Source organism: Collimonas sp. PA-H2 (assembly GCF_002564105.1).
Classification (GTDB): domain Bacteria; phylum Pseudomonadota; class Gammaproteobacteria; order Burkholderiales; family Burkholderiaceae_D; genus Collimonas.
This window is the reverse complement of the sequence record NZ_PDBX01000001.1, coordinates 2,907,604-2,932,334: the sequence shown is the minus strand read 5'-3', so window position 1 is coordinate 2,932,334 and position 24,731 is coordinate 2,907,604. Positions and strand designations below refer to the sequence as shown.

General features: G+C 58.0%; 24 protein-coding genes. 8 read left to right on the top strand and 16 right to left on the bottom strand.

What is annotated here, in order from left to right:
* Positions 1-2 precede the first annotated feature (2 nt).
* The 3 genes from BCF11_RS13350 to BCF11_RS28645 all read right to left on the bottom strand — a co-directional run bounded on the left by BCF11_RS13350 (position 3) and on the right by BCF11_RS28645 (position 3,285).
* Entirely contained in the window at positions 3-1,535 is a 1,533-nt protein-coding gene (locus BCF11_RS13350; RefSeq protein ID WP_098495155.1) for a ferritin-like domain-containing protein, read from the bottom strand.
* Between the two features lie 523 nt (positions 1,536-2,058).
* Entirely contained in the window at positions 2,059-3,033 is a 975-nt protein-coding gene (locus tag BCF11_RS13345) for a cytochrome P450 (RefSeq protein WP_199110859.1), read from the bottom strand.
* 171 nt (positions 3,034-3,204) lie between these two features.
* Positions 3,205-3,285, bottom strand: coding sequence for a tryptorubin family RiPP precursor (locus tag BCF11_RS28645; RefSeq protein WP_369827853.1), 81 nt, complete (start codon positions 3,283-3,285; stop codon positions 3,205-3,207).
* Between the two features lie 434 nt (positions 3,286-3,719).
* On the opposite strand from BCF11_RS28645, the gene BCF11_RS13340 reads away from it, so the two are divergent.
* Positions 3,720-4,628, top strand: a complete 909-nt coding sequence (locus BCF11_RS13340; RefSeq protein ID WP_098495153.1) for a LysR substrate-binding domain-containing protein — start codon at positions 3,720-3,722, stop codon at positions 4,626-4,628.
* A gap of 103 nt (positions 4,629-4,731) precedes the next feature.
* On the opposite strand, the gene BCF11_RS13335 is transcribed toward BCF11_RS13340, so the two are convergent.
* From BCF11_RS13335 to BCF11_RS13285, 10 genes are all read right to left on the bottom strand, one after another.
* Positions 4,732-5,514 (bottom strand): DUF6671 family protein, encoded by a 783-nt coding sequence (locus tag BCF11_RS13335; protein WP_143751328.1) that lies wholly within the window; start codon positions 5,512-5,514, stop codon positions 4,732-4,734.
* 41 nt (positions 5,515-5,555) lie between these two features.
* On the bottom strand, positions 5,556-6,098 hold the full coding sequence (locus BCF11_RS13330) for a cysteine hydrolase (RefSeq protein WP_098495151.1): 543 nt from the start codon (positions 6,096-6,098) through the stop codon (positions 5,556-5,558).
* Positions 6,095-7,297, bottom strand: coding sequence for a M20/M25/M40 family metallo-hydrolase (locus tag BCF11_RS13325; protein ID WP_098495150.1), 1,203 nt, complete (start codon positions 7,295-7,297; stop codon positions 6,095-6,097). The genes BCF11_RS13330 and BCF11_RS13325 overlap by 4 nt, the downstream gene beginning before the upstream one ends.
* Positions 7,294-7,929 carry a GNAT family N-acetyltransferase gene (locus tag BCF11_RS13320; protein WP_098495149.1) on the bottom strand — a complete coding sequence of 212 codons (636 nt, stop codon included), beginning with the start codon at positions 7,927-7,929 and terminating at the stop codon, positions 7,294-7,296. Before BCF11_RS13320 ends, BCF11_RS13325 begins: the two co-directional genes overlap by 4 nt.
* Positions 7,930-7,983: 54 nt before the next feature.
* A complete protein-coding gene (locus tag BCF11_RS13315) occupies positions 7,984-9,156 on the bottom strand; it encodes a hypothetical protein (RefSeq protein ID WP_233212475.1) in 1,173 nt (390 codons plus the stop codon).
* Positions 9,157-9,159: 3 nt separating this feature from the next.
* Entirely contained in the window at positions 9,160-9,456 is a 297-nt protein-coding gene (locus BCF11_RS13310; RefSeq protein WP_158229194.1) for a DUF2917 domain-containing protein, read from the bottom strand.
* 455 nt (positions 9,457-9,911) lie between these two features.
* Positions 9,912-10,988, bottom strand: coding sequence for a low specificity L-threonine aldolase (locus BCF11_RS13300; RefSeq protein ID WP_098495146.1), 1,077 nt, complete (start codon positions 10,986-10,988; stop codon positions 9,912-9,914).
* 266 nt (positions 10,989-11,254) lie between these two features.
* Complete coding sequence (locus BCF11_RS13295) at positions 11,255-12,064, bottom strand: AraC family transcriptional regulator (RefSeq protein ID WP_098495145.1); 810 nt, start codon at positions 12,062-12,064, stop codon at positions 11,255-11,257.
* Positions 12,065-12,199: 135 nt separating this feature from the next.
* Positions 12,200-12,640: a DoxX family protein gene (locus tag BCF11_RS13290; RefSeq protein WP_098495144.1), complete on the bottom strand. Its 441-nt coding sequence runs from the start codon at positions 12,638-12,640 to the stop codon at positions 12,200-12,202.
* Positions 12,641-12,697: 57 nt separating this feature from the next.
* Positions 12,698-13,396, bottom strand: coding sequence for a pirin family protein (locus tag BCF11_RS13285; RefSeq protein WP_098495143.1), 699 nt, complete (start codon positions 13,394-13,396; stop codon positions 12,698-12,700).
* A gap of 178 nt (positions 13,397-13,574) precedes the next feature.
* Here BCF11_RS13285 and BCF11_RS13280 point away from each other — a divergent pair, with 178 nt between their 5' ends.
* The 6 genes from BCF11_RS13280 (at position 13,575) to BCF11_RS13255 (ending at position 18,936) form a co-directional block, all read left to right on the top strand.
* Positions 13,575-14,516 carry a LysR substrate-binding domain-containing protein gene (locus tag BCF11_RS13280; protein WP_098497488.1) on the top strand — a complete coding sequence of 314 codons (942 nt, stop codon included), beginning with the start codon at positions 13,575-13,577 and terminating at the stop codon, positions 14,514-14,516.
* Positions 14,517-14,596: 80 nt separating this feature from the next.
* Positions 14,597-15,553, top strand: coding sequence for a LysR family transcriptional regulator (locus BCF11_RS13275; RefSeq protein WP_098495142.1), 957 nt, complete (start codon positions 14,597-14,599; stop codon positions 15,551-15,553).
* A gap of 124 nt (positions 15,554-15,677) precedes the next feature.
* Positions 15,678-16,535, top strand: coding sequence for an aldo/keto reductase (locus BCF11_RS13270; protein ID WP_098497487.1), 858 nt, complete (start codon positions 15,678-15,680; stop codon positions 16,533-16,535).
* Entirely contained in the window at positions 16,498-17,607 is a 1,110-nt protein-coding gene (locus tag BCF11_RS13265) for a pirin family protein (protein ID WP_369827758.1), read from the top strand. Before BCF11_RS13270 ends, BCF11_RS13265 begins: the two co-directional genes overlap by 38 nt.
* 87 nt (positions 17,608-17,694) lie before the next feature.
* Positions 17,695-18,138 (top strand): Rrf2 family transcriptional regulator, encoded by a 444-nt coding sequence (locus BCF11_RS13260; protein WP_098495140.1) that lies wholly within the window; start codon positions 17,695-17,697, stop codon positions 18,136-18,138.
* Positions 18,139-18,291: 153 nt separating this feature from the next.
* Positions 18,292-18,936, top strand: coding sequence for an NADPH-dependent F420 reductase (locus BCF11_RS13255; protein ID WP_098495139.1), 645 nt, complete (start codon positions 18,292-18,294; stop codon positions 18,934-18,936).
* Positions 18,937-19,072: 136 nt separating this feature from the next.
* Here BCF11_RS13255 and BCF11_RS13250 read toward each other — a convergent pair whose 3' ends face one another.
* From BCF11_RS13250 to BCF11_RS13240, 3 genes are all read right to left on the bottom strand, one after another.
* Positions 19,073-20,443: an efflux transporter outer membrane subunit gene (locus BCF11_RS13250; RefSeq protein WP_098495138.1), complete on the bottom strand. Its 1,371-nt coding sequence runs from the start codon at positions 20,441-20,443 to the stop codon at positions 19,073-19,075.
* Positions 20,440-21,384 carry an HlyD family secretion protein gene (locus tag BCF11_RS13245; RefSeq protein ID WP_233212474.1) on the bottom strand — a complete coding sequence of 315 codons (945 nt, stop codon included), beginning with the start codon at positions 21,382-21,384 and terminating at the stop codon, positions 20,440-20,442. Before BCF11_RS13245 ends, BCF11_RS13250 begins: the two co-directional genes overlap by 4 nt.
* A gap of 143 nt (positions 21,385-21,527) precedes the next feature.
* Positions 21,528-23,171, bottom strand: a complete 1,644-nt coding sequence (locus tag BCF11_RS13240; protein WP_098495136.1) for an MFS transporter — start codon at positions 23,169-23,171, stop codon at positions 21,528-21,530.
* 572 nt (positions 23,172-23,743) lie between these two features.
* Here BCF11_RS13240 and BCF11_RS13235 point away from each other — a divergent pair.
* A complete protein-coding gene (locus BCF11_RS13235) occupies positions 23,744-24,676 on the top strand; it encodes a 3-hydroxyacyl-CoA dehydrogenase NAD-binding domain-containing protein (RefSeq protein ID WP_098495135.1) in 933 nt (310 codons plus the stop codon).
* Positions 24,677-24,731 lie beyond the last annotated feature (55 nt).

The window sequence follows — 24,731 nt, the reverse complement described above, 5'->3', positions numbered from 1 at the left end:
TCCTAAAGTAAGGCGGGATCGATGCTGCCGGACAAAATGCGCTTCGCAATCGCGATCATGCTTTTATCCGCTTCGCGCAAACTGTGCAGGTAGGCATGCCGGGCCGGGCTGCTGGTCGCCAGCAGGGCCGCAATCAAGCCCTCGGAAGCGGTGAGCAGGTCGAGATGACCGATCCAGCGGTCGGCTTCACCGAACGGGCTGTTCAGTGTGTAGGGCATCTGGAATGGCGGACCGGCGAATCCTGCATTGGGATCCGTCGCAGAAACCGGGGATTGCATCAGGACTTCCGAGATGGCGCGCAGGTTATACATTTCCCCGAACGTAGCATTCACAATTGTGCCGCGTGGCGTGATCAATCCCGCTGCATTCAAGCCGCCGTACAGCGTGAAGCTGTGGATCAGATAGGTCAGCAGCATGCGATAGCGCACATTGTGCAGCGTCGCCCACAGTGCCGATTCCGGATCGGTGATTGCCGTAGCCGGCGTGCCCCCTTGCTCCGGCTCTTCGTCGGTATCGAGCGACACATAGGGATTGATCGCAACCGGGCGCGATGCACTCCATGTCCCGTGGCTGGCCTGGAGCGCCGCGCCGATGTCAGGGTAGGAGTGCGCCCATGCATCCGCCAGGAAATCATCCGGGCGCGCATTGTTCCACTGCTCAAGGCTGCAGGGTTGATTGTTCTGCGCCGCGCGCATTTCAACGTACACGCGCAAAAACCGCACAAAATGCGACGGTTCCGATCCATGCGGGGCTTCCCCTTGCTTGGCGATTGCCTTCAAGGCGTTCACCGCATCGTCGCGGCAAGTCACAGGGACCACCAGCACGTCCGGCGTCTTGCCTACGCTCCTGCCTTCGCTGTTGCCGCGGTTGCCGCCCTGGTAGCCCCGCCCCCATTCGGCGAAATTAGCCTGGCATGAAAAAGTGTCGGGCTGGAATACATAGTCGGGCAGATACAGCGGGTCTTCCACCAGCGGAATCAGCGTGTCGAATAATTCCGCGACCTGGTGCGGATTCGAAGTCTGGGTGGCGACCCGCGCCCTGATTTCATCGCCCAGGGCGCCGCCATTCCAGCCCACTGCCGCTTCCGTGTACACATACTTGGCAAGCGAATCCAGGGTCAGCGGCTGCAGCATGAACGGGAACGGGTAAAACGGCACATCCCACGGGTAATCTTCGCGCTCGAAGTGCAGCGGCGCGCCAATCAGCCGCAGCACATTTTGCACAGAGATCAAATGCCCCATCTCTTCCTTGGCAATGCCAAGAATCACCTCTTGCCAGTTGCGTACCGTATCGCGAAACACCGGCGGCACCTGAGGTCCGCCCAGGGAATAGGCCGCGTACAGGTACTGCACCATCAGGCAGTGTTCGATTTCCGCATCGATTGAAAGCAGGTAGGCGACATAGTCGCGCGGCGAGAATTCAAGATTGAGCAAGAATTCGCTGGCACCGTCTTGCGCGGTTAACGCACGTGACGCGGTACGGGGCAACGCTGTCGCTGCGCTGCCAAGATGACGCCGTATTTGTGAAGCTCGCATTGTTTCTCCTCGCATCAACTTCGTTAAGAAAGGTAAGGCTTGTGAAGACAAAGGAATACACGTTACTGCCTGGAGTTCCGGCAATCTTGAGACGGCGGCACGATCCGCTAATGTAATGGCGGTGGCGGTAGCGTGCCAAGATGTTTATCCGACATCCAGGCTGGTACTGAGACATCAAGGTAAGGCAGAGTTCAGGTGGGAAGACGGGGCGAGATATTTATCTTTTTTCCAACGTTCAATATGCATATCTGCTGCTCCGCAAACATGAAGTCCGCAGCAAGATTGTTCCTCAATTCATATTTGAACAACTGTCAAAATTGATAGGATTTACGCAAAGTGACAGGAACAGTCCCTCGGCAGCACAGATGGCTCGAGGTAAGCGGCGCCGCAGCGCGAAACAGATCGCTGTCGATCTATGCGCGCCCGGCTTTGCGGGATCGTACCAGCCGGGTGCTGCCTGGGAGCGGCAGCGGCGGCTGGATCAAGCGGATATGGTCAACTTCGCAAGCAAAGGAACTTCACCTTATTGCCGGACGACTTTGACCTGGAAGACGCCAAGCAGGCCGGCAAGCGGTACTTCAGCCGTAATTTGCCGCGGGCTGACGGCAAGGCCGTCGTTGCGCAGGATATCGAGAAGCCTCTCGGCCAGGGGCATCACCATATGCTGTCCCCAGCAGCGTTCGGAGGTGTGGCCGAAAGGAAGGTAGCCGGGCTGCTCGCTGGGGTTGATGCTCTCCCAGCGCTCGGGACGGAACTCATCGGCGTCGTCCCAGATTGCCGGGTCGCGGTGACTGAGAAGCGGCAAGATCAGGACATCGTCGTCGGGACCGATCCGGGAATCGAGGGCGGCGTACTCGGGGGACGCGTTCCTCAAGATGTTCCAGGACGGCGGCAGCAGCCGCAGGGCCTCATACAGGATGTTGCGGTTCGAGGTGTCTTTGTCGAATGGCAATCCGAGCCAGAGTGCGTTGGCGACCAGCGTGGAGATGGTGAAACAGACCGGGGCGGCTGTGCGGCGATACATTCCCATGGCATAGCGGCGGTCGTTATAAGTCGAGGCGCTGGCGGTCAGTTTCGCGATGGCGGATGCTTCCGGTTGGAGCCGGACGGATGGCGCCGCTCCAGCGGCGATGAGCGCCCAGGTCAGCTTGGGCGTCAGTTCCAGTATGCGGTCCATGAGGATGCGCAACCGGTACGGGTCGCCACCGAGAACAAGATCGCGCAAGTAAACGTGCCCGACGTGCGGCCAGTCGCCCGCAAGATCGACCGTTTCGGATACAGGCTTCTTCAATGCTGCCCTCACATCGCTGCCGATCGCTTGCATCAATTTCAGAGCGTCGGCGCGGGGAATGGAGCGTCCGTGGAGGGGCTTGAATGTCGGCCGCTCGAATTCGGTGGCCGGCCTGGCGCTGAGGATCTGGTGGGTCAATGCGGTCCCGGCGACACCGACGGTGTTCGCATCCAGCCGGAACACTTCCTCGCCGCGATGATCGTGCAAAAGAGCCTGGAGCCTAGGTGTAAAAACAGTAGTTCGAATGTGCTTGCCAGTACTTGGCATCGATGCTCTCCATGAAGTGGAGGCCCGCGTCCGGCGGGCCGATCAGGGCTTCACCGAACGCGGTTGGAAGCTCCAACCGCATCCCTGTAAATCAGGTGATGGCTTGCAGGTTCAATACCAGATGTACCAGGCGTATGCCTTCAGGCTTTTTTGGCGAGTAAGCATATTTTTAAGAGTGAAAAGAATTTTCATAAGTAGCACCTTCCTTTAGTTGTGGACTGCCTTTCGGGCAGCATGGAATGCTCAAGTAGTGCGGGTTTTACCATCGACGGCATGAGGGACATGTTGCAATCCGGATCACTTCCGCCGATTGGATGCTATCCCACAATCACGCCAAATGGATAGTGCAGGCGCTTCAATTATCCATGATTTGTAACAAAAAACAGACAGGTCTGTTCTTTTTAAAAATGTTGCCACATATCATATGTTAAATTGTCGCACCTACAAGTAGGAGTAATCGTCTTTTTAGTGAAAATTACTACGTAATATGCGATCAAGAATCGTTGCTAAACGATGTATTAGGGATCAACGCAATTTAAAATTCCGCTCAAATGGCAGCTGCTCGATTTGCCAATCATTTTTCTTACTAACCGCAGCAATTTGCACCAAAAGGACGATTACCCCATATGACGCGACGGCTTCCCCCCCTGGATTTGTTGGTCGGTTTTGAAGCTGCGGCAAGGCAGCTGAGTTTTTCCAAGGCAGGCGATGAGATTTTTCTCACCCAATCGGCCATTAGCCGACAGGTCAAGAAGCTGGAAGAATCTTTGGGCCTGGTGCTGTTTGAGCGACGCCATCGGGCATTAGAGTTGACCGAGCAGGGACGAGTGCTGTTTGAAGCAGTGAATGAGTCGCTGAATCATCTGTCGGGAACGGTAGCCAGCCTGCGCAAAGAGTTCACCCAGCGCGGCGTCAAGGTATCCACCACGACTTCATTTGCAGCGCTTTGGCTGGTGCCGAGGCTGGCTCGTTTCCGTGCCCAATGCCCCGAAGTCGCACTGCATATCGACGCGGACAATCGCCTGGTCGACCTCAAGCAAGGCGTGGTGGATATCGCGATTCGCTACTGTTCCCCGGACATGATTTCAGCTGACAGCGATATTTGTCTTGCCAAGGAAGAGGTGTTTCCAGTATGCAGCCCGGCGCTGTTGCAGCGCAGCGGGCGTAAGTTGACTTGCGTGGACGATTTGCAGCATCACACTTTATTGCATCTAGGCGATCCGCAAAACGCCTGGCCATGGCTGCAATGGCCTTACTGGTTCGAGCAGCTGGGCGCCGACCTGCAGTTGAACGATATCGGTTTTCGCTTCAGCCACCTGGATCAGCTGATCCAGGCGGCCACCATGGGCCATGGCGTCGCTCTGGGGAACTCGCCGCTGGTCGACTCGCTGTTAGCGGAAGGACTGTTGGTCGCACCATTAAAAGAACGGCTGGTGAGTCCGCGCTCCTTCTATCTGTGCCATGGGCCGCGGCGCGATCCCTCGGTGCAGGCATTTGTCAATTGGCTTCAGCTCGCCATGTCGCGGCCAGAGTAAATGAAGCAAGATGACCATGTCCCTGGGACGCGCTCATCTTGCTGTCATTGACAGCCTGCAATCGCAACCATTTGCAGGCGGCTTGAAAGCGGGATCCGTCTCTTCAGGCAGCCCATTGCAGCGGCTGGCCATAACCTTGGCGGCGCAGGCGTTGCACTAAACGCTCACCCACGCGAGCGACTGCAGCCATGCGTGTAGGATTCATATGCGCGCGCAGGTCGCTTTCCAGATGCACCCAGCCGTCGCTGGAGTGGGCAGCGCACACTCGCATCGCTTCAATCAGAGAAGGGGCGTCAGCCAATCCCTTGAATACCCACTCGGGCTGTACCACGCCTTGCCCCGGGTCTTCCGGAACAACCATCGCGCGCACGTCGGGCCACCCCATTGCCGACAACAGGGCTTGCACTTGGGGAGAAGAAAAATCTGCCGGAACCCGGTCTTTGACAAAGCGCGTGGGCAGATCGGTCATGTACTCCACGAACTCTTGCCCGCTCTCCAAGTCGACAAAGGCGAGTATCTCGGCGTTGCGGGCGGCGGGAAACAGGGTCTGGCATGGCCGGTACGAGCCCTCGCTGGAGATCGCGCGTGGCACGCCAGTAGCTATACAAGCGCGGCGCGCTTTCTCCAAAGCCGCCTCAAACGCCGTGCCTGGGCGCCGCACGTCGCCGGAGAAAGTCCCCAGCAGGTCGGTGTCATACTCAAGCGGCAGCAACACCTGGAATCCCAAGTCTGCCAATGGCGGAGCCAGCACCGCTTCTTTGCCGTGCATGGTGGCAATCAGGATAGGCGGGCCATCAGCCGGACCCGCAACACGTTGCGTGAGCTGCAAAGTACCGGTTGCGCTTGCTTGGCAAGGCATCAAAGCTGGAGAGTGAACGGTTTGCATGAAAACCTCTTTCTGGTAATAGGGTAACGTTGTAAAGACGGTCAGATCTTTGCAGTAAATGAATTCAGCGTGGTTTCTTCCTCGGTGTTCGTGCGGCGGGAAAACGGTCCCAGAATGGCGACGGCATGATCATGCATCGAGGCCTCTGAGTGCTCGCCAACTGCCAGGGCGGCGCAAGCATCTTCCACCAACGCGAAACGGTAGCCCCGATGGTAGCCGTCCACAATAGTGGACAGGCAGCACATCGTGGTGCCGTAACCAATGACGACAAACTCATGATCCGGGTGATCCGCCGCGAACTTGACAAAGGCAGGAGAGGAAAACGATGAGTAGTTGTTCTTGACCGCCAGCACCTCGTTGGCCTCTGGTACAAAACTGTCGATGAAGTCGGAGACGTCAGACTCTCGGTTGAATATTTCGCCGTCTTGCAGATGCTGCACATGCACGATGGGCCAGTCCTGCGTACGGGCGAAGCGCAGCATCGCATAAGCGTTCTTCAGTGATGGACCGATGCCATGGATCTGGAACTTACGGCCTGGCGAGATGTATTCGCGTTGGATATCGATAACGACTAATGCTTTCATGATGTGCCTTTTTGTGAGTAAGAAAGTTGGGTGATCAACAAGGTGAGGAGCGACAGGCGCTCCTGATAAGAACTCAGTAGCATGAACTCTTGGTCTGAATGCATGCCGCCGCCATAAGGGCCCACGCCAACCAGTAATTGCATGCCTGTTTCAGCCAGATTATTACCGTCGCTGCCATAGCCGACGGCACGAGCACGCACGGTTTGTCCGAGTGAGCGGGCACTGATCTGGATACGCTCAAGCAGTTCGGCGGTGCTGGCGGTCGGCAGCAGAGGCATTTCCGCCAGCTGCGTCATCTCTGTATGCGCGCCTTGCTGCAAAAGCGGGTTGTAGACATCGCTAACCGCACTGATGTGATGGATAGCATGGGAAACGTCCTGCCAGTCGGCCAGCGAACGAAAGCGGATGTCAAATGTGACGCTAGCGTCCTCGCACACCACGTTAGGTTTGCTGCCGCCCGCAATCAGACCGGGATTGATCGTCAGGCCTTTGCCGGACTGCGCTAACGCGCTCACCTTCTTGACTTTGATTGCCAGATCCAGGCAGGCATCTATCCCTTTTTCCGGTTCCAGGCCGGCATGCGCGGCCTTGCCGGTGGTCGTCAGTTTGATCCAGCGAACACCAGATTGGCTGCTTACGACAGAGCCATCTTCCAGGCCAGGTTCGAACACCAAGCCGAATGGCAGTCCTTGAGCCAGATTGCGTATCACGGCTTTGGAGTTGGGCGAGCCGATCTCTTCATCGTCATTGAGCACCACCCGTACCTGGTCCAGCCCGCCTTGTTTCTTGAGCTGCTCCAATACGTTGAGCAAAAGCACTACACCACCCTTCATGTCTATGACGCCAGGGCCGACCAGACGATTGCCTTGGTCTTCCAGCTTCTGGAAGCCCCCCGTGACAGGGAATACCGTATCGAGATGTCCCACCAGCATTACCTTAGGCTTCGCCCCTGGCATTTCAAAGCTCAGTACTTCACGTCCATCTTGCGCCAGGCGGTGCCTGGTGAGCACCAGGCCAAGCGATTCGAATTGCGGAATCAGCAATTGGCGGACCTGCGCCAACCCTGCAAGGTTGCGGGTTTCGGTGTTGATGTTCACCAGGCGTTCAAGCAGCTCGCGGTAGTGCGGCTCCATGCCTTCGGCAGCCGCGGCGGCGCCCAGAGCCAGGCTCAGCGCAGCAGCTGCAAGGCAGCGCTTCATGCTCGCACTCCCTCGCTCAAGCCATGCTGCAAGCGGTCGCAGGAAATGCCGTACTCCAATGGCCCGGCTTGGTCCAGGTTGTTCTCGGGCCGGTTGAGAAACATCGGCCAATGGCCAATCTGTTCCGAAGGCTGAGGTTGCTTTTCACTTTCTTCCAGAACCATCTCGATATAATCGTGATCGGAAAAGGCGAAATCACCACCCACCGGACGAAAACCATAGCCTTCGTAGAAAAATTGCAAGCGAGCCTGCGCATGCAAGTAAAAGCAGGAGAAGCCCTTTTGCCGGCATATGCTCAAGATAAAATGCAGCAAGCGATGGGCATAACCACGGCCACGGTACTCACTGCGTATCGCCAAGCGTTCGATTTTTGCAAGCTTATTGAAATATCGGATGCGGGCCGTCAATACCGGCTCGCCATCCTGGTCCAGTCCAACGATCTGGGTGGATGTGTGATCATTCAGGTCAAATTCTTCACTGAACGGACACTGCTGCTCATGCATATAAACGATGGCCCTTACCAGCATGGCCTTGAGGCGCTCATCTTCATTTTCCACAATCTTGATCGTCAACTCTTCTGAATTCGGATATACCGTTATGGCGCGGGGTGCTGGAAGATGATGAATGCTCATGATTCAATTTCCTTAATGTGAGAGTTGTGTTTGCCTGCAGCTGCTTGCATCGATTTATCGTAATGCTTCCATCATTTGTTCGACTTTTCGGGTGGTCAAACCGGTTGCGCCATTCCTGATAGCAGTGGCCGACACCTTGTCTCGGCGGACCACTGGATAGGGGTAGATCCAGCCGGATTCGTCATATATGCCTCGCACCCACATGCCGCCAAGGTCGCTGCCATGAATGCCGTGCACAGCTTGTCCCTTGTTCAATCGCTTGACGTGCGCCAGCACAGCGTAAAAACCACCTTTGTCATACGCCTCCGGCAAGGACAGTACTTCGACCACATCGGACAGGCCGGCATCAGCCACCGCCGCCTGCATCATGGCCAGACGGGTTTCATACTCATAAAACTTGCGTCCTGTCGGAAAATAGTTGACATGGACATCAGCACGTTCGGTGGTTTCATACACACGCATGCCGCGTTCGTATTGGGAGATGCGAATCTCGCCGCGTTGCAGTGCCTGGGCATGAAGCTTGGGTACGGTTGTGCAGTGCAGATACACCTTCTTCAAACCGCGGGCCTTGATGGCATCGCGAATCAATGCCAGATGCGTGCTATGGGTAGGGTTGAAGGTACCGAAGAACACGCCGACGCCGCCGCGTCGAAACACCATCGAGCGCCAATCCGACAGCAATCCCACTGCAAAAAAGAGCAGGCCAAAGCCAATGCCGAACGTAATGAAAGCTGTCTTGGCCCATGGCCAACCGACTGTAGCCACGGCAGTCACGACAATATTGGTTGACAGGGCGATGAGCACATTGCGGTTCTTGTCCCCTATCTCTCGATTGGCCATGGCCAAAGCCAGGTACTGCATGCCTTGCGAGGCGCAAGTTGTTACTAAAGCGATGCCAAGCACGCCACCCAATGCATCCAGGCTGCTGTCAGGGAATACGCCGGCCAAGACCAGGGCCAGGAAAATCCCGATATTGAACAACAACTGCGGCAGAAACCTTACCAGACGTCCCAGGCTTAACCGTGCGCTGCGAAGATTGACAAGCTCCTCCAGCTTGTTGCTCAACTTGGAGTAATACGGAATGAATACGCCGACAAAGGCACAAAGAGCGATCAATCCTGTTTTTCCGAAAGCATGATGTGCCAATCCATAGCTGCCATACATCAGAATCCCGACCGCCAAGCCGAGCTGCGCCGATGGACTAGTCAAATATGCGGAAACCTTCATCTCTCAGGCTCCTTCAAGCGAAATGCCCGACTGGGCTTTATCATCATTTTCAGCATGCGCCGGCACGGGCTTTACGTATCTCATCGACATCACCGTATGGCTCATTGCCTCAGCCACCAGGAAACCGTTTTCCTTGGGCGTGCATGCACTACCAGCTTCAATGAAAATGTCATCGCTTTGGTTGGTCTGGGTTATCCACAAACGGCCGCTATCAACTTGAATGACGCAATCTTTTGGTTTTGTCATTGTGATCACTTCGCCTTTCTTCATAGGAAATCGGGTAACTTGACTTGTTTTCATGTCGCACTCCAATCTGGTTGGCCAGTTGTTGTCTGGTATGAAGCGATTCTGGGTGATGGGAATGTTGGTGACAAACGATCGTTTGGCACGCTTTGCATGCATGGAAGGCATGCGAGTTGCCGAGATCGGGTGGGGGAACGGCCGGAATCATGGTTTTCTCGCCAGCTCGGGAAGGGGCTCAGGGTCGTGCTACTGACCGGCGGAAGGTATCTGCAGCTGGCGCCGGATCTCCGGCCGCAGTCGTTGCAGAGAGAAAGAAAAACCATGCATGAGCGACAAGCCAGCCGTTGCCTCAGGCCGAAGAGAGTTGCGGCGCAGTTTGTCAGAATGGAGGAGGAGGCGCTCGCCAGAAACATGCATCAATGTGCGCATTAAAGTGTAAACAATAAAAAAACGCAGCCTTTTCAGGGGCTGCGTTGGTTTTGTTTGCGATTATGTTGGATCGCAGAGTGGCATTAGCTCAACGGCGTTGTCGGCTGGACGTTTGCAGCACTTACAGTCCAGCTATTGATGGCTTCGACCAAGCGGTCAACCTGCGCCTCTTCTGTCGCCCAAGAAGTCACCAGCCTAATGACTGAGCTTAGTTCATCCCGCTTTTCCCACACATAGAATGCGAAGAATTTGTTGAGCGACTCGATCAACGCGTTCGGCAAGATGGGGAAAATCTGGTTGGTCTCGGTATTAGCCGCCAGCTGGTATCCCGCTTTTACTATTCCGGCCGCCAATTTTTCAGCCATTGCAGTGGAGTGCCGGGCCAAATTGAAAAACAAATTTTCCGGTCCGAATAGCTCATGAAATTGAAGAGCAAGAATCCTTCCTTTGGCCAACAAGCCGCCACGCTGCTTGATATGGAAAGCAAAGTCTTTAGCCAGCGATGGATTGCTTATCACGATTGCCTCCCCGAGGAGCGCGCCGACCTTGGTGCCGCCAATCCAGAATGCATCTGTCAACAGTCCGATGTCAGCCAAGGTCAAGTCGTTTTGGCGCCCGGCAAGGGCGGCGCCAAGGCGCGCACCATCCAGAAATAGAATCAGATCTCGTTCCCTGCACAAGATTGAGATCGCTTGAAGTTCCGCCTTGGAGTAAATGGTGCCGATCTCCGTCGCATTCGACACGTATACCAAGCGGGGCTTGGCCATATGAGGAAAATGCGCATTCGCTTCCAATGCAGCGCGTATGCTATCGGGTGTGAGCTTGCCGTTAACCGGTGGGACGGTGATTATCTTATGCCCAATTGCCTCGATAGCGCCGGTTTCACGCACCACTATGTGCCCGGACGCCGCCGCGATAACTGCCTCATGCGGACGAAGAAAACTTCCGATCATGACGATGTTGGCCAAGGTCCCGCTTGCAACAAAAAATATCGAGCAGTCCGGGTTGACAAGGTGACTTCGAATTCTTGCCTTCGCCTTGTGCGAATATGCATCCTCCCCATAGGGAGCCTGCTGGACCGCGTTGGTTGCCGTGAGCGCTTGCAAAATCTGTGGATGTGCGCCCTCGCTGTAGTCGTCAAGAAAACTGTAGTTGCTCATAAGTCGGTTACCGGTAGGTTATTCGTATTGCGAAGCGCGCTGGCGCCGCTCCCTCTTCAACGCCGGTGAATCGCTAGTCAGGCAGTCCTCGGCCGAGGACGGAAACACCGCGCAGTTGTATAGCTTATTCATCGAGGCAGCGTGGCGCTTGTAAAAAATTGAATTTTCTGTGGCGCTACTCCCCTTTGGCTTGCACGGAGCAATGCACTCCTCCACGGGGAGTAGGACGGATGGGTGTCCAGGATGGCGAGTGGACGATTCCAAAGTCAGTATTGGGAAGGCGCCACCCCAAAGGCCTGCCGAAAGGCCCGGTTAAAATGGCTCTGATCGTAGAATCCGACCTCTTGGGCCACTTGTGTGAGGCATCTATCTGGTTGACTTAGCAGGGCACACGCGCGTTCGAGCCGCATGCGAAGAAGCCAGGCGTGCGGTGTCATGCCCACGGTCCGCTTGAAAAATTTCAGGAACTGAAAGCGGTCGAGAGCAATGACCTTTGCCAGCTCGTCCAGTGTTACTTTCTGGGCCAATTGCGCCTCGCAATAATCTCGGATACGGCGCAACTGAAAAACCGACAAGGTGCCGCTGGTTGAAGAGGGAGATAGAATGCGTGCGCGTCCGAACAAATTTTCGAAGAGGGTCAGCAAGCAGGACTCATGTTGCAGCGGCGAATCGTCTTGCTCGGAACCGAACCACTCATGCATATGCGCCAAATGCCTGGCTAAGGCTGGATCTTCGAGCAGCAGCGCTGCAAGCGCGGGAAACCTGTCATTTCCCGCAAAATCAGCAGCCAGCCTGCTTAGCAGCGCGGGCGAAAGGCGGAAAGTCTTGAGTGTGTACGACTGGTTCGTTGCGACTGCGCCATCATGTACCTCCCCAGGTGGCATCAACTGGATAGTGCCAGGAGTCAAAATCAACGATGCGCCGCGAAACTCTTGACGTTGCACACCTTCTGTCACGAGGCCAACGTGATAGTCGAGATGGTAGTGAGGCGCGAAACTGAACTCTGAGAAGTGCGCTTCGCTTAGTACGAGGCCGGGGATTTCAGCGCTCCTGTTGTACTTGACTTGGTCTTTCATCTCATGGTCTGAATAGGGTGTCGCGCAGGCCGGTTTCCATCGGAGTCATGTTTCGCTATGCCAGCCTAGTTTAGGCCGCATTAGCCCCGCGAACAAGTGTTCCCCCGCATGACCATGCGAATGTCAGTTTCTGCCTCAGGAAGATGCGCGGTTGTCAGGCTTGGCGCCCACCGGCGCCAAGGCTTGCCTGCTCGCCGCGCTGTCGAGACTGACCGGGCCGGCGCCGAAGTAGGCGATGTTGAGCAAGCCACCCACCAGCATGATGTTCTTGAGGAAGTGGATCATCTGGTTCTGATCCGCAAAGTTGTGGTGGAAGAAAATCGCTGTCGCCAGCGTGAACAAGGCCATCAAGGGAGCAACCAGGCGCGTGCGGTAGCCCAGCAGGAGCAAGGCGCCGCCGCCGGCTTCCATCAGCACCGCGATGGCAAAGCCTAATCCGGCCAGCGGCAAGCCAACGCTGGCGATGTAGCCGACGGTAGCCTCGTAGGAAGTCAGTTTTCCGAGGCCGCTCATGATGAAGGGCGCGCTGATGAGAATACGGCCGATCAAAGGCAAGTATTTGTTAGGTGTGGACATGATGTGCTCCTTAAAGAGAATGAAAAATAAGAAATAAAAAATGGAAAGATGGAAAAATCAAGCTGCGTCAACAAGAACAACTTCGGCATCGTCGATTGCTGCGACGACAATCTTTGAAACATCCTTGGCCGCGATGCCGTCGCGTGCATCGAGACGCAATCCGTTGACCGAAACCGCGCCGCGCGCGACCACCAGGTAGCCGTAGCGGGAAGCGCCGATTTCATAGCCGATGGACTGGCCGCGTGTGAGCGTCGCGCCAAGCACGCGTGCATCCGCTTCGATAGCAATAGCTTCCTGGTCGCCGGGCAGGCCGCTCGCCAGCACTACCCAGCGATTGGCCCGTTCGGCCTTGGGAAAAGGCTTGGTCGACCAGCGCGGCGCAATGCCGAGGCGACGTGGACGTAGCCAGATCTGGAAAAGCTTCAGCGGCCCGCTGCCAGGATTGGTTTCCGAGTGGCGGATGCCGCTGCCTGCGGAAAATGCCTGGACATTGCCCGCGGCAATCTGGCCGCGTCCGCCGGTCGTGTCTGTGTGTTCGAGCAGACCCTCCCTGACATAGGTCACGATTTCCATGTCGCGGTGGCCATGCATGGGAAATCCTGCGCCGGGCGCCACTTCGTCGTCGTTCAAGACGACCAGGCTTCCCAACGGCTCGTGAGCCGCATTGTCGTGCCCGTGTAGCGCGAAATGGTGTTTGGCCTTCAGCCAGGTCAAGTCGCTGCCCGCGAGGGAATCTAAATTTCGAATCTGCAACATGTTGCTCTCCAAGAGTCGTCAAGTACGTGAGCTCTTATTGCTCAGTGCCATTGCACCTTGCCTTGCGAGTTGATGAGGCCATCATAGTCCAGCAACAAACCCAGATTAATGGGTTGAAATAGAATGGATCTTTGTCGAAAATAGAAAAATAAATGAAAACCAAGCAATGGAGGCGGGCGTGACACCGATCAATGACCTGAATAATCTTGTCTTTTTCGCCAAGGTCGTCGATGCCGGCAGCTATTCCGCTGCAGCCGAGGCGCTCGGCATGCAGACCTCCAAGCTGAGCCGGCGCGTCAGCACGCTGGAAGCGGAGCTGGGGGTGCGCTTGCTCAACCGCACCACGCGTAGGCTCTCCCTGACCGAGATCGGCAAGACCTTTTATGGCCATTGCGTGGCCTTGATTGCGGAAGCGCAGTCGGCAAAAGACGCCGTGCATCAAACGCTATCCTCGCCGCAGGGATTGATACGCATGAGCTGCCCGGTCGGCCTTCTCCAGGGCGGCCTGGCCGACATCCTGGCCAGGTTCCTGGCGGCCGAGCCGCAGGTACGCATCGCGCTCGACGCCACCAATCGCCGCGTCGATGTCGTCGACGAAGGAATCGACATCGCCATTCGTGTCAGGGTGCCGCCGCTGGAAGATTCGGAGCTCGCCATGCGCGCCTTCGGCCCGTCGAAAATGATTCTGGTCGCCAGCCCCAAACTCGTGCTCCGGCATGGCGCGCCTGCGCAACTGGCGGACTTGGCAAAAATGCCCATCGTCGCCATGGGCTATGCCGGCGACAAGGTCACCTGGCGTGCTCAAGACAAGGATGGCAATTCCGAAGAACTCGTGCATACGCCTCGCCTGCACACGGACGACCTGCTCACGCTACGCACCGCCGCATTGCAAGGCATAGGCGTCGCCTATATGCCCGCGCTAGCCGTGGTGAAAGAAATGGAAGCCGGCACGCTGACCAGGCTACTGCCGCGGTTAAGCGCACGCTCGGGCATCATCCACGCCGTATTTCCGTCACGGCGCGGGATGATTCCAGCTGTCAGGGCCTTGCTCGATTTCCTTGCCGCCGAGCTGGCAGACGATTCCTGGCATCCCTTGGCGCAGGAGAGCAAGGAAAAGTAGGCAGGCGGAGCGCGATTGTCCATCTGGCGGAAACCGGATATGATCGATTTCTCCATCGACTGCGACGATATTCATTCCCCATGCTTGACGGTGTATCGCTTGATCAATTGCGGACCTTTATTACTGCCGTCGATGAGGGCAGCTTCTCCGCTGCCTCGCGCAAACTGTATAGAGCGCAGTCGGTCGTCAGCCAAACCATAAGCAATTTTGAAGAACAGATTGGCGTCGAGCTGTTTGACAGGTCCGGCCGCTATCCAAAACTTACGCCCGCCGGCGTTGTCCTGCTCGCCGATGCGCGCAGTATCGTTACCGGCGTCGATCTCCTGAAGGCCCGCGCGAAAGGCATAGCGACCGGATTAGAACCGGAGCTGTCCGTCGTCGTGGATGTCATGTATCCGATTGACGCGGTGACGCAAGTCGCAAAGGAGTTCAGGCAGCATTATCCAGGCGTTGCGCTGCGCGTCTATGTTGAAGCTTTGGGAGGGGCAATGCAGCCCGTTCTGGATCAGCGCTGTAGCGTTGGGATCGTCGGCTCGCTGCCTCATATTCCGCCGAAGATGGCCTATGAGCGGCTGGCCGGCATTACATTTCTCATGGTCTGCGCCAGCGATCATCCCTTGGCCTCCCACAAGGGGAAGATTCCTAAAGATGTCTTGGCAAGACACACACAAATTGTTTTGACGGACCGCTCGGATTTGTCGAAGGGTCGTGAGTTTGGCGTGATGTCGCCTTTGACCTGGCGGCTCGGCGATCTCTTCGCCAAGCATCATTTCCTCTTGAACGGCCTGGGATGGGGCGGCATGCCGCTGCATATCGTACGCGGCGATATCGAAAACGGCCGCTTGTCCGTATTGCGGATCGAAGATGTGCCTCCGGAGGGATTGATTTTGCCAATGTCGGCCATCTGGCAAACATCATCGCCGCCTGGCCCTGCCGGGCGCTGGTTCATCGAGCGCTTGAAGCAAATGCCTTCCCCGGCAAGCACAATTCCCGCAGGCAAAGCACCGGGCAAAAGCCCTTCCAGGTCGAAGCGCTAGCCATCCGCTTCGCATCCATCGCGGCTGCCGATGGACAGTATCGAAAAATTCTGTCTGGCGCCTGCCCCCTTCACGAGAGATCATTCCATGATGAATTGGAATGAAAAAAATCGAGGAGGGATCAATGTCCACCACTTCACTATATTCGCCTATCGCGTCCGCAGCCCTTGCCATTGGCGGGGCGCATCTTCCGCGTCTCGGGTTCGGCACCTATGGCATGTCAGGCCCGCGCCTTGAGGAGATCCTGGTAGCCGCGCTGCGCCATGGTTTCCGGCATATCGATACGGCCCAGATGTACCAAAATGAAGCCGACGTCGGCGCCGCGATCCGCGCATCCGGCATTCCTCGTCACGACATCTTCGTGACGACCAAGGTGTGGGTCGATAACTATCCCGCAGAACGATTTTCCGCATCGGTTGATCAGAGCCTACTCAATCTCCAATCCGATCATATCGATCTCCTTCTGGTGCATTGGCCGCGCGGAAGCGTTTCAATTGCTGAGCAGATCGAAGGCCTGAACCGGTCTGTCGATGCGGGAAAGGTTCGGCATATCGGCGTCAGCAACTTCAACGCCGACATGATGCAATCCGCGATCAAACTTTCGCGGCACCCGATCGTAACGAACCAGGTGGAGTACCACCCTTTCCTGGACCAGAGCGTGCTGCTCAAGGCGGTCGATGTCAACAAGACTAGCCTGATGGCCTATTGCGGCATGGCGCTCGGACGCGTCTTCGAAAGTCCCGTCCTGAAGGAAATAGCCGCTCGCAATGAGCGAACAATTGCGCAAATCGTCTTAAGATGGTTGATCCAGCAGCCGCACATCGTCGCTCTTTCGCGCACCGAGAAAATCGAGCGCATCGTCGACAACGTCCGCGTCTTCGATTTCGAACTTTCCCAAGAGGATATGCAGACGATAGCGACGCTTCGCAGTCCAGGAAGCAGGATTGTCAGTCCTCCCCACCTCGCTCCGGCTTGGGACTAACGAGGATCGTAATCGCTCACGATCCATCTATTCAGAAGATGGATTACATCTAAATATTTCGTCTGTTCAGATGGATTGCCCGGATATATTCTTTCATCAACGCTTCACCTTCAATTCGACACGCGGGTGCATCAAGATGATGCTTGCCGATCTGGTGAGAGGCGCGGCAAATCCGATCATGAAACTTATGGCATGGAGAGAAAAAATGACCATTTACACACAGCCCACGCGATCCGAGCGTGAGGGGCAACAACAGCGCAAGGTGGCATTGCGCACGCGCGGACATGCGCACGGGGCCATTACCCGCTTGGCCAGTCCGGGCGATATCGGCGAACTGATCAAGCCGTTCATATTTCTTGACCATTTCGAAGCCGATGCTGCAAACGCGCCCAAGTTTGGATTCCACCCCCATTCCGGCATCGCGACACTGACGCTGATCCTGTCCGGCCAGGCCTTCTACAAGGAAACCACCGGGCGCGAAGGCATTATCGATACGGGAGGCGTCGAATGGATGCGCGCAAGCAGCGGCGTCTGGCATACCGGAGGGCTACACGGCAAGGAGCGCGGCAAAGGATTTCAGCTTTGGGTGGCGATGCCGCCAGAACTCGAATTGGCCGAACCTCACAGCCAGTATCTCGACGCTTCCGCCTTTGAGACAGTTGGGCCCGCCCGAATCATCATGGGCGAATACGAAGGGCATAAAAGCATTGTTGCTGCGCCAGCGGGTATGACCTACCTCGATGTGCGACTGAAGGCCGGTGAGCGCTGGAGCTTTATTCCTCCCAAAGGCCACGATGTGGCATGGGTCGCCGTTCATGAAGGCGGCGTGTCGGCAGCTGAACACATATCCTCGGGCGAGCTCGTTGTTTTTGAAGAATCCGAAGGCGAAATCCATTTTGAAGCAACGTCCGACACGGGCTTCGTTCTCGGCTCTGCCATTAAGCACCCTTACGATCTGGTCACCGGTTACTACTCCGTTCACACCAATGCTGCAGCACTTGCGCAAGGCGAACGCAATATCGCAAAGATTGGCAGCCGCTTGCACAGCCAGGGCGTCCTCAAACAGGCATGATAAGAGCGCGTTGAACGAACCCCTGACATCGGGAAGTGAACGAATAAGCAAAAGTGTATATTACGTTTTTATTTACGGATTCCCTATATGCCAACCAGCACCCGATTCGCCGTTGCCGTCCACACGCTCGCTGCACTTGCGGTGAGCGGCGGCAAGCCGTTGCGTTCAGAAGACTTGGCCACTTCGGTGAATACCGGGCCTGTGGTCATCCGAGGCTTGCTGTCGCGGCTCGCCGACGCCGGTTTGACGAAGTCGCAGTTGGGCGCCGGCGGCGGCGCTTTGCTCGCGAAGCCTGCCGACAGGATTCGTCTTCTCGATGTTTACCGGGCGGTCGAGGATACGGAACTCTTTGCCATGCATCGAACACCGCCCAGTGCCGTTTGTCCGGTTGGCAGCAATATCCAGGAGGCCATGCGCCCGGTGCTGGAACGGGCGCGAAAGGCGCTCGAAACTGAGCTCTCCAAGGTCACGATCGCTGATATCGCCGTCGAAGTGTCGCGACTTGGGAAGTTTGCACTACCAGATAGATGATAGGTTTTTTTTTGCTTTAAATGTAATAGTGTCATTGACACATATTCTTTTATAGAAAATTGGACGTTGTATCACAAGCAATTCGCCGCCTCAATCCTGGGGTGGCAATGGCCACGGCGGCCTAAGCCGGATCAAATCACATTGGAGTAAATCATGAACATTGGCATTATTGGCGCAGGCGCGCTCGGATCCAACATTGCACGGGCGTTCGCCAACGCGGGCATACCCGCCGTCATTTCAAACAGCCGGGGCCCAGAATCCCTCGCTGGATTGATCAAAGAGCTCGGCCCTACGATCAAGGCCGGCACGACGGAGGAAGCGGCCAAGGCGGACATCGTCATCGTCGCCGTTCGCTGGGTGGATGTAAAGCGTGTCCTTGGCGAACTGCCTGCCTGGAACGGACGCATCGTCGTCGACGGCACCAATGCCGTCGAATGGATAGCCCCCGATTCCCCGGACGCCAAGGATCCGACCAATCCTCTGGCGGCATATGGCATCAAAGCGGTCGATCTCGGAGGACGTCACTCGAGCAGCCTGGTCCGTGAGATCGTTCGCGGCGCGCGTTTCGTCAAGGCATTCAATCACGTCGATGCGAGTGTTCTCGCCGAGTCGGAAACGGCAGGCGGACAGCGCGTGCTTTTCTATTCGGGCGACGACGCGGATGCCAAAACTACCGTCCGCTCGCTGTTGGAGAAGGCCGGCTTCTTTGGCGTTGATCTCGGCGCGCTGGATATCGGCGGCCCGCTGGCATCGTTGCCGTTCGGTCCTCTGGGTGGGGCCAGTTTCATCAAAATTTGAGGCGAAGAATCGTCACGACGTACTTCAATGGCGTAGCCGTGTCCATAGCACAGGCTTGCCATTGGGAACGTGCGGTCTCCAATCGAGCGGCCGGAGCGGCAATTGCTTTGTGCATCAAGCTATCCAGGCGATTCATTCATCCTTGATTCTGCCACCCGCCGCCCAGCGCCTGGAACAGATTTACCGCGGCAATCAAGCGGTCGGCACGCACCTGGATCAGGGTCAGTTCTGTTGATAGCAAACTCCTTTGCGCATCGAGCTGCTCAAGATAGGGCGAATAACCGGCGCGATAGCGGCTGGTTGCCAGCGTCAGCGCACGCGCCAAGGCTTGACGCTGGTCTGCGATCGCCTGCTCCTGGTCTGCGTTGCGCCGGATTGCATTAAGCGATTCGTCAACTTCCTTGAAAGCAGTCAGCGCAGTCTTTCGATAAAGGTAGGCGGCTTCATCGCGCCTGGCTGCCGCCGTATCTGCTTGCGCGCGCAAACGGCCGCTGTCAAAAATAGGGGCCAGGACACTGCCGCCGAGCGCAAAGATAGCGATCGGACTAGTAAGAAGAGTGGAGGCGACATAGCCCCCTGACGCCGTAAGCTGTATGTTCGGCATGAAGGCAGCACGCGCCGCGTCAAGCGAATGGTCGGCGGCGACCAGCTGCTGCTCGGCTGTTGCGATGTCCGGGCGACGCCGCAACAGCGCCGACGGCAGGCCGGATGCGGCGGACGGCGCTGTCAGCGCAGCCAAATCCGAGCCACGCTCGATCCCGTGCGGATTGTCCCCCAGCAGCAAGCTGAGGCCATCCTCCTGCCGCCTGATCGCCAGTTCGGCTGCCGGGATAAGTTGCTCGGTCGCGCTATATTCAGCTTCTGCCTGGCGCAGATCCAACATGGATGAATAACCCGCCTCGGCGCGCCGCCGCGCCAACTTCAACGAAGCCGAGCGCGCCGCCAAGGTATCGTGCAATACAGCGAGCCGGGCATCGAGCGCACGCAATGTGATGTAGCCGCTCGCGGCCGAAGCCGCTACCGCGAGTCGGACATTATCGTGCGCCGCCGTACTGGCCAGCAATGAAGCACGCGCCGCCGAACTCGCACTGGCAAGGCGGCCGAACAGATCAAGATCGTAAGACACAGAGAGCTCGGCCTGTCCGGCGGTTTGGGTCTGCGGCTTGCCGAAGGGGCTGACATCACGCTGTCTGCCGCCGCCTGCGCTGCCGGCAAGATTGGGCAAGCGCTGCGCCTCGCTCAAGCGAAACTGCGCGCGCGCGGCTTCCACTCGCGCAGCAGACATGGCCACATCAAGATTGTTGGCAAGCGCTGTTTCGACAATCTTTGTCAACACAGGGTCGCCGAAGCCCTGCCACCAACCGGACGCGAGTTCGCTGCCGGGAGCGGAGTCGTCCCGCCACGCTGCCGGCGGCGCGACAGCTGCCGCGAGCGGCGGCGCTGGCTTCGGCCCGGCACACGCGGCGAGCGCCACGACCAGCAAAAGGGTAATCGTCCGTGTCGTCATTTGTGCCCGCGCGTCTCGACCCGCGCCTCCACAGACATGCCCGGCCGCAATCTCTGCGCCAGCGGCTGGCCGGGATCGATCACGATGCGCACGCCTATTCGTTGCGGAACCTTGACAAAATTGCCAGTAGCGTTGTCCGGCTTGAGCACCGCGAACTCCGATCCCGCCGCCGGCGAGATCGTTTGCACCCTTCCCTCAAGTTCCGCTCCGCCGAGCGCGTCGACGCTGATGCTTGCCTTCTGGCCAGGCGCCATGTGTGCAGTCTGGGCTTCCTTGTAGTTGGCGATAACCCAGTGCTCTGCCGGCACCAGCGACAGCAGTTGCGTACCGTTAGTCACATACTGGCCGAGGCGCACGCCGACCTCGCCGATCTGCCCGGACTCAGGCGCGCGGATCACGGCATTGTCCAGATCGATCTCGGCGAGTTTGAGCTGTGCTTGCGCCGCTTCCGCCTGCGCCTCCAGCCCGCCTTTACCGACATCCACCGTGCGGATATCCTGCCGGGCGATCTCGCCGGCCGCGTCGGCCTGGCGAACCTGCGCTTCTGCCTGGGCGAGCGCTGCAAGCGTCTGGTCGCGCTCGCGAATGGAAACGGAACCGTCGCGCACCAAATCGTCAATGCGCGCCATATCCGCCTTCGCTCGCAAAAGCTGCGCGCGAGCATTGGCGAGACCGGCGGTCTGCGCCAGCAGTCCGGCGCTGCGCGAGGCACGAGCCTGCTCGCTATTGGCAAGAGCAGCCCGCTGGGCAGCCAGATTGGCGCGCGCCTGCTCCACCCGTGCACGATATATACGCTCGTCGATGCGCACTAGCACCTGGCCTGCACGCACCTGTTCATAATCCTTGACCGCCACCTCGACAACATAGCCGCTCACCTGCGGCGCAATCGCAGCGGTGCGCCCACGGACATATGCGTTCTGCGTGCTCTCAAGTGAGCTCACAAATGGCGGCAAATTCCAGACGTAAAGAATCACCATGACAACAGCGACCGCCAACACGATAATCAAGATCGTGGCAAACGCCCGCTTGGGGGCGGGGCGCCAGCCTGGCTTGTGCGCGGGAGGGGACTCTGGAGTTGTGGCACTCATGTTGGAATTTCCGGCGTGGTTTTCCGTCGACTGCGGACGGCATGAAAAATGACCAGATAAGCGATGTAGAGCGCAGTCAGCAGCGCCAACAGCGCGACCAGCCGGAACACGTCGTTATAGGCCAGGATGTTGGCCTCCCCGGTCATCGCTTGAACCAGAAAAGCGCCGCCCTGCGCGGTTCGCAGCGTCGGATCGGCGACAACCTTGGCGATGGCCGCGCCACCGCTGAAAATGCGTGCGGCGACTTGCGGGTCAGCTGCCAGCAGGTGTTCCGACAGAGCTTGCACATGCGCCCGCGCCGCAATCACCTGATAGCTCCCGAGCAGCGCAGATCCGCCCAGGCCGCCGATATTCTGGGTAATGCTGAACAGCACGACGAAGCTCACCAGATGGTCCGCGCCACGGCGGAACATGCGGATGAACCCGTACAGCAAGGCCGGGCCGATGAAGAGCGTGGTGCCGAAGGCAATCAGCGCCTGGCTCAAATACAGCTGCGGCGGGCGAGTCAAGTTGGTGGCGTTGCTGTCCATCCAGGCGCCAAGCGCAATCACCAGTGCCGCTGCAATCACCTGGTAAGGCAGGCGCTTTTCCGACAAGGTGGCCGCCGCCGCAATCGTCCCTAGCACCATGGCTGCCGCGACGATTGCAAACAGCGTGCGCAGTTGATCGTTGGTAAGCCCACCCGAAGTCAACAGGCCGACTGCGCCGTAAGTCTGCTCGGCGAGCGCCAGCCGCACCAACAGCGCGACGATGGCGAAGCGCACTATATCGATACTGCCCAGCCAGCCGAGCTGCAGCAAGGGTTGTTTGCGATGCCGCTCGATCAGGAGGGCAATGGCGAACAGCGGCACCGCTGCCGCCAGCGCCCAGCCGAGCCAGGGCGTATCCGTCCACCACAGCAAGCGGCCCTGCCCCAGCACGCCGCAGACAAGCATGATCGCTGGCACCAGCAGCGCGATGGTAACCAGATCGAGCGGCTGAAAGGCCTTGCTGCGCTCGCTCGGAGGCAGAGGTAGCGCGGAAATTGCAGCCAGCACACCCAAAGCAAGCGCCATTTCGATCAAATGCAAGACGCGCCAGTTATCGAGCGCCAGCATCTCGACCGGGATCAAGCGCGCAAGCGGCGTGCCCAGTTGCGGAATGCTAATCCCGATGACCAGGCCAAGAGGCCGCAGCTTCGCCGGAAAAGCCTGGAGCAGATTGTAGATGGTGAGTGTGGTGAGCGCCGCAGCCGTCATGCCGCAAACCGCACGGATGAGCACTGCGGAAGCGAACCCGGGAAAGAGGAATTGCCACAAGCCGGCCAGCGCATAGGCGATCAGGAGCCCCTTGGTTACCGCCGGAATGCCGAACTGGGTGCGCGCCTTGACCAAGGTCAGGTTGGCGCTTGCGTTCATCGCCACATAGATCGCAGGCAACCAGCTGGCCTGCGCGACATACACCCCCATCGCACCAGACAGGTTGGCGACGTTGACGTTAACCAGGGCATTGCCAAGTGTTGAAGAAACACCCACCAGCAAGGCTATGGCAACGTAGCCGAGCCGGCGCCAGCCTGGATGCGTCGGCGCGTAAGGAGAGCCGGGGAAAGTCGGCTGCTCTTCCGGCGCGAAGCGATAAGCGGGCTCGGGCGCGTCGCTCATGCCCGCTCCATCGCAACGAACATGGGACAGATCGCCACATTGCCAGCGACGAATGTCTCTCCACTGTATGAAAACTTGCGCATCATTTAACTGTCTCCCCCGACCAGCCACCGCAAATCGCCCAGCCCCGAGTTGGCGTTGATGAAGGCTATTACGATTCCGCGATCCTGTCTATCGCCACCGACGGCGTTTTTCAGCAGTAATTTATATTTAGGCATGGGCGAAACACGGCTTTCAGCGGTAAAGAGATGACAAGGAAACCGGAACTTGCCGGGGTGCACGGCAGCCTGCGTATGGTCGCCGGGCCGGGCGTGCCTGTCTTTTGATCTTGTGCGGCCATAGCGCAATCATGCGGCCGCTCCGCATGGCGCTGCCGGAGGCTTACCAAAAAAACACCGGCGCCGTCGTCGCACTAGCGGCACCATTTCCGCACCAGCTGTTTCAGCACTTTCGCGATAAGTGCGCACGTATCCGAAAGACGTGTGCGGATGTCCCTCCTACCATCTTCCTCAAGCCGTCGCCGGAGCTTCGTCAGGCGCCTCCACTCCGCCCACCACATTGAGGAATGCACAATGGTTAAGACTATCCAACGGGTTGCCATCATCGGCAGCGGCACCATCGGCGCCAGCTGGGCCGCGCTGTTTCTGGCCCGCGGCCTGCACGTGACGGCCACCGACATCGCGCCAGATGCCGAAGCCAAACTGCGCCAGTACATCGACCAGGCCTGGCCGGCGCTGAAACGGATTGGCATGGTCGACGGCGCCGACCAGAACAAACTGCGCTTCACGGCCGACCTCGCCGACGCCGTCTCCGGCGCCGATCTGGTGCAAGAAAACGGTCCCGAGCGGCTCGACTTCAAGATCGCACTGTACGAGCAGCTTGATAGCCTGCTGCCGGCCGACACGCTGATCGTCTCCAGTTCGTCCGGCCTGACCATGTCGGCGATCCAGACCGGCTGCAAGCTGCATCCCGAGCGCTGCGTGATCGGCCACCCGTTCAATCCGCCGCACCTGATTCCGCTGGTCGAGATCGTCGGCGGCAAGCTGACGTCGGAAGCCACCATTGAGCGCGTGACGGCCTTCTACGACGGCCTTGGCAAGCGCACCGTCCGGCTGCACAAGGAAATGCCGGGCCACGTCGCCAACCGTCTGGCGGCGGCGCTATTTCGCGAAATCGTTTACCTCGTTTCCGAGGGCGTGCTCAGCGTGGCGGACGCCGACACCGCCGTCTGCTGGGGTCCAGGCCTGCGTTGGGGCGTGATGGGCCCGTCGCTGCTCTATCACCTCGGCGGCGGTGAAGGAGGCATTGAGCATTTCTTCGATCAATTCTCGGGCCCCATGCAAGCCTGGTGGAAAGTTCTGGGCAACCCGGTGATTACGCCGGAAATCAGAAAGCAAATGATCGACGGCGTAAAGGCGGAAGCGGACGGACGCTCACTCGACGAGCTGGCCGGGCAGCGCGACGAAGCACTGCTGAGCCTGTTGGCCGCGCGCGCCAACGAATAAAACCAGACCGCCTCCGTCCAGGCCGGCCCGCCGGCCCGGCACACCAATTATCAGG

Bases quoted from the DNA above. Each gene is read 5' to 3' on its own strand.
- BCF11_RS13240 (WP_098495136.1), bottom strand. From the start codon at position 23,171: ATGAGCGACGCGCCCGAGCCCGCTTATCGCTTCGCGCCGGAAGAGCAG.
- BCF11_RS13330 (WP_098495151.1), bottom strand. From the start codon at position 6,098: ATGAAAGCATTAGTCGTTATCGATATCCAACGCGAATACATCTCGCCA.
- BCF11_RS13260 (WP_098495140.1), top strand. From the start codon at position 17,695: ATGCCAACCAGCACCCGATTCGCCGTTGCCGTCCACACGCTCGCTGCA.
- BCF11_RS13295 (WP_098495145.1), bottom strand. From the start codon at position 12,064: ATGAAAGACCAAGTCAAGTACAACAGGAGCGCTGAAATCCCCGGCCTC.
- BCF11_RS13315 (WP_233212475.1), bottom strand. From the start codon at position 9,156: ATGAAGGTTTCCGCATATTTGACTAGTCCATCGGCGCAGCTCGGCTTG.
- BCF11_RS13340 (WP_098495153.1), top strand. From the start codon at position 3,720: ATGACGCGACGGCTTCCCCCCCTGGATTTGTTGGTCGGTTTTGAAGCT.
- BCF11_RS13275 (WP_098495142.1), top strand. From the start codon at position 14,597: ATGCTTGACGGTGTATCGCTTGATCAATTGCGGACCTTTATTACTGCC.
- BCF11_RS13325 (WP_098495150.1), bottom strand. From the start codon at position 7,297: ATGAAGCGCTGCCTTGCAGCTGCTGCGCTGAGCCTGGCTCTGGGCGCC.
- BCF11_RS13290 (WP_098495144.1), bottom strand. From the start codon at position 12,640: ATGTCCACACCTAACAAATACTTGCCTTTGATCGGCCGTATTCTCATC.
- BCF11_RS13335 (WP_143751328.1), bottom strand. From the start codon at position 5,514: ATGCAAACCGTTCACTCTCCAGCTTTGATGCCTTGCCAAGCAAGCGCA.
- BCF11_RS13255 (WP_098495139.1), top strand. From the start codon at position 18,292: ATGAACATTGGCATTATTGGCGCAGGCGCGCTCGGATCCAACATTGCA.
- BCF11_RS13310 (WP_158229194.1), bottom strand. From the start codon at position 9,456: ATGAAAACAAGTCAAGTTACCCGATTTCCTATGAAGAAAGGCGAAGTG.
- BCF11_RS13235 (WP_098495135.1), top strand. From the start codon at position 23,744: ATGGTTAAGACTATCCAACGGGTTGCCATCATCGGCAGCGGCACCATC.
- BCF11_RS13320 (WP_098495149.1), bottom strand. From the start codon at position 7,929: ATGAGCATTCATCATCTTCCAGCACCCCGCGCCATAACGGTATATCCG.
- BCF11_RS13285 (WP_098495143.1), bottom strand. From the start codon at position 13,396: ATGTTGCAGATTCGAAATTTAGATTCCCTCGCGGGCAGCGACTTGACC.
- BCF11_RS28645 (WP_369827853.1), bottom strand. From the start codon at position 3,285: ATGAAAATTCTTTTCACTCTTAAAAATATGCTTACTCGCCAAAAAAGC.
- BCF11_RS13300 (WP_098495146.1), bottom strand. From the start codon at position 10,988: ATGAGCAACTACAGTTTTCTTGACGACTACAGCGAGGGCGCACATCCA.
- BCF11_RS13350 (WP_098495155.1), bottom strand. From the start codon at position 1,535: ATGCGAGCTTCACAAATACGGCGTCATCTTGGCAGCGCAGCGACAGCG.
- BCF11_RS13250 (WP_098495138.1), bottom strand. From the start codon at position 20,443: ATGACGACACGGACGATTACCCTTTTGCTGGTCGTGGCGCTCGCCGCG.
- BCF11_RS13270 (WP_098497487.1), top strand. From the start codon at position 15,678: ATGTCCACCACTTCACTATATTCGCCTATCGCGTCCGCAGCCCTTGCC.